The organism is Alkalibacterium sp. m-11 (genome assembly GCF_054658155.1).
In genome coordinates, this window is sequence record NZ_BAAGIR010000667.1 from 1 (window position 1) to 235 (window position 235).

Genomic DNA, 235 nt, shown 5'->3' on the forward strand with positions numbered 1-235 from the left:
AAATCAAAACCACCAGTGTGAACTGGTGGTTTGCTCTGCGGCTGAAAGCCTCTCTTACCGGCCTCGGCCTGAAAGGCCCACTGAGTGGGTTTCCCTTATGCACCACACTTACTCACTGATTCTAAAAGAATCGTTTATTTTTTCTTGTTCTTATGTCCGGTGAACGGATCATATTCTTCGAATAATGTCAGTTGATCGCTCATATAGTCTTCTCGAAGCTGATTCCTAATATACT

The 235-nt window shown here is 43.4% G+C and carries 1 pseudogene; it reads right to left on the reverse strand.

The annotated features are described in order from the left end of the window. Positions 1-134: 134 nt before the first annotated feature. Positions 135-235, reverse strand: a pseudogene (locus tag ACYQ2O_RS13845) (IS200/IS605 family transposase); the annotation flags it as partial.